The organism is Desertihabitans aurantiacus (assembly GCF_003344635.1).
Taxonomy (GTDB): domain Bacteria; phylum Actinomycetota; class Actinomycetes; order Propionibacteriales; family Propionibacteriaceae; genus Desertihabitans; species Desertihabitans aurantiacus.
Window position 1 is genome coordinate 1 of the sequence record NZ_QPKK01000368.1, and the last position, 2,931, is coordinate 2,931.

The following is a 2,931-nucleotide window of genomic DNA, read 5'->3' on the forward strand; positions in this document are numbered from 1 at the left end:
CGCCCACCACCTCTCCGGCATCGCGCTGGTGGCCGCCGCCCTGGACCGCCAGATCGAGACCGACCCGGCGACCGCGCGGCGGTCGGTGGCGCAGGTGCGCGAGCAGACCACCGCCGTGCTGGCCGACCTGCGCCGGCTGGTCGGGCTGCTGCGCACCGACACCGAGGCCACCCGGGCGGCGGAGTCGGTGGCCGCGATCGCCACCCTGGTCGAGCGGCGCCGAGAGGCCGGGACGGCGGTCGAGCTCGTCACCCGGGCCGCCGCCGACGGCGCCCCGCTGGCCGTGGGAGTGGGCCCGGTGGCTCAGCTCGCGCTGTACCGGATCGCCCAGGAGTCGCTGGCCAACGCCGCCGGCCACGCCGCCGGCGCCCCGGTCCGGGTCGAGGTCGACGACCGCGACCCGGACGCCCTGCAGCTGACGGTGACGAACGGCCCCGGCGGCAGCGACCGCGACGGACCGCCCGGGTTCGGGCTGGTCGGGATGCGGGAGCGGGCCGACCTGCTGGGCGCGGACCTGCACTCCGGGCCCACCGCCGACGGCGGCTGGGAGGTCCGGGTGCGGATGCCGCGGGCCGACCGGCCCGCGTCGACGGAGGTGGGTGGATGATCCGGGTGCTGGTGGCCGACGACCAGGCGCTGGTGCGGGCGGGGCTGTCGGCCCTCGTCGACGCCGAACCCGACCTCGAGGTGGTCGGGCTGGCCGAGGACGGCACCGCGGCGCTGGCGATGGCCGAGGAGCTGCAGCCCGATGTGGCCTGCCTCGACATCAGGATGCCCGGGCTGGACGGGATCGAGGTGACCCGCCGGCTCACGGCGCGGGAGCGGCCCGTCCCGGTGCTGGTGCTCACCACCTTCGACCTCGACGACTACGTCTTCGGAGCACTCGAGGCGGGGGCGGCCGGGTTCCTGCTCAAGGACGCCGACCCGACCACCATCGTCGAGGCGGTCCGCCGGGTGGCCGCCGGCCACGGCACCCTCGACCAGGGGCTGACCCGGCGGGTGCTGCGGGAGTTCGCCAGCCGCCGCAGCCTGCAACCGGTGACCGCCGGCCGGGCTGCGGAGGAGCTGACCGCCCGCGAGCACGACATCCTGCTGCTGCTGGCCCGCGGCATGTCGAACGAGGAGATCGCCGCCGAGCTGGTGGTCGAGGTGTCCACCGTGAAGTCGCACCTGGCCCGGATCCTGCCCAAGCTCGGCGTCCGCTCCCGGCTGCAGGCGGTGGTGTGGGCCTACCAGAACGGGGTGGTCGTTGTGGACGGCCGCTGAGGCAGGGTCAGGACGCCGGAGCAGCGGTGGAGCCGCGGGTGACCAGCCGGACGTCCAGCACCACCCGGCCTCGACGGGTCGGGTCGGCCAGCATCTGCGCGGCCAGCCGGCCCTTCTCCAGGATCGGCTGGGCCACTGTGGTCAGCCCGTGGTGGGCGGCCTCGTCGATGTCGTCGAACCCGCACACCGAGACGTCCTCGGGCACCCGCAGACCCCGCTCGAGCAGCTCGTGGCGGGCGCCGATCGCCAGCACGTCGCTGAGCCCGACCACCGCTGTCGCGGCCGGGTCGAGGACGGCGATCTCGGCGGCGGCCAGCCGCCCGGCGTCGAAGGAGTTGTAGTCGGCGGCGAAGACCGCGGCCTCCACCCCCGGCATCGCCTCGGTCAGCCCGAGCAGCCGCTCGGGGTAGGACAGCTCGGCCAGCGAGTCGACCCGCCGCACGCCCGAGCCGTCGGGGGCGTAGCCGCCGGTGATGCAGGCGATCCGCCGGTGGCCCAGCGCGTGCAGGTGCTCACCCAGCAGCCGTCCGGCCAGCCGGTCGTCGATGGCCACCGAGAAGTCGCCGGAGCGGGCGTAGGTGGAGATCACCGGCAGCCCGCGCCGTTTGGCGTGGTCGAGCACGACGTGGTCGGAGTCCATGCAGAGGGTGATGATGCCGTCGATGTTGGCCCGCTGGACCGCGCCGATGTCGGGATGGCCGGACGGGTCGGTGGCGCTGAGCAGCAGCACGCTGACCCCCTCGGCCTCGGCCACCTGGCTCACCCCGACGAGGAAGCCGATGGCGTAGGGGTCGGAGAAGGCGTAGGAGAGCTGGTCGGCCAGCAGGACGCCGAGCGCCCCGGCCCGTCCCGAGCGCAGCGAGCGCCCCGCCGCGCTCGGACCGGCGTAGCCCAGCTCCTCGGCGGTGGCGAGGATCCGCTCGCGCAGCTGCACCGACAGCTGGCTGGGACGGTTGTAGGCGTTGGAGACGGTCGACGGGGACACCCCGCAGGCGTCCGCGATGGTGCGGATCGTGATGCGGGCCATCGGCCTCCCTCCGTGGTCGGGGCCTCGCGGCATTGTCGGTGCTGGCGTCCACGGGCGCAAACACCCCGTGGCCATCTGGTTGGCTGGGGGCCATGGACACCGACGAGGTGCTGCAGCTCATCCACCGGGTCGCCGAGACCGTGGTCACCCCCCGCTGGCGGGCCCTCGGCGAGGCCGAGGTGTCGGAGAAGGGCCCGGGCGACTACGTCACGGTGGCCGACCACGAGGCCGAGGTGGCGCTGACCGAGGCGCTGTCGCGGGCCCACCCCGGCGCGCTGGTGGTGGGGGAGGAGGCGGTCTCGGCCGACGCCTCGGTGCTGGACGGCCTGGCTGAGGCCGAGCAGGCCTGGGTGATCGACCCGATCGACGGCACCGGCAACTTCGTCCGCGGGTCTGCCGACCACGCGGTGATGGTGGCCGAGCTGCGTCGCGGGGAGGCCGTCCGGGGCTGGATCCACCAGCCGCAGCACCAGCGCTCCTTCGTCGCCGAGCGCGGCGCCGGGGTCACCGTCGACGGCACCCCGCTGGCGCCGCGGACGGTCGGCGGCGACCCGGCGGGCTGGCGCGGGGTCAGCTCGCGGCGCCGCTGGCGTGACGGCGAGTTCCCGCCGCTGGGCCGCATCGGGGACACCTGGTGG

Annotated in this window: 4 protein-coding genes; 3 read left to right on the top strand and 1 reads right to left on the bottom strand. The window is 75.4% G+C overall.

Annotated features, from left to right (window positions below; translation table 11 throughout):
• Together DVA66_RS19000 and DVA66_RS19005 are read left to right on the top strand one after the other, a co-directional pair.
• Positions 1-607: sensor histidine kinase (locus tag DVA66_RS19000; protein ID WP_232822072.1), on the top strand; the 607-nt coding region annotated here is incomplete at its 5' end.
• Positions 604-1,266, top strand: coding sequence for a response regulator (locus DVA66_RS19005; RefSeq protein WP_114561417.1), 663 nt, complete (start codon positions 604-606; stop codon positions 1,264-1,266). The genes DVA66_RS19000 and DVA66_RS19005, both read left to right, overlap by 4 nt.
• Positions 1,267-1,273: 7 nt before the next feature.
• Here DVA66_RS19005 and DVA66_RS19010 read toward each other — a convergent pair whose 3' ends face one another.
• A complete protein-coding gene (locus DVA66_RS19010) occupies positions 1,274-2,293 on the bottom strand; it encodes a LacI family DNA-binding transcriptional regulator (protein ID WP_114561418.1) in 1,020 nt (339 codons plus the stop codon).
• A 92-nt stretch (positions 2,294-2,385) separates the two neighbouring features.
• Between DVA66_RS19010 and DVA66_RS19015 the strand changes: the two genes are divergently transcribed.
• Positions 2,386-2,931: inositol monophosphatase family protein (locus DVA66_RS19015; RefSeq protein WP_114561419.1), on the top strand; the 546-nt coding region annotated here is incomplete at its 3' end.

Excerpts from the sequence above, each read along its gene's own strand:
- DVA66_RS19005 (WP_114561417.1), top strand. The coding sequence starts at position 604 with ATGATCCGGGTGCTGGTGGCCGACGACCAGGCGCTGGTGCGGGCGGGG.
- DVA66_RS19010 (WP_114561418.1), bottom strand. The coding sequence starts at position 2,293 with ATGGCCCGCATCACGATCCGCACCATCGCGGACGCCTGCGGGGTGTCC.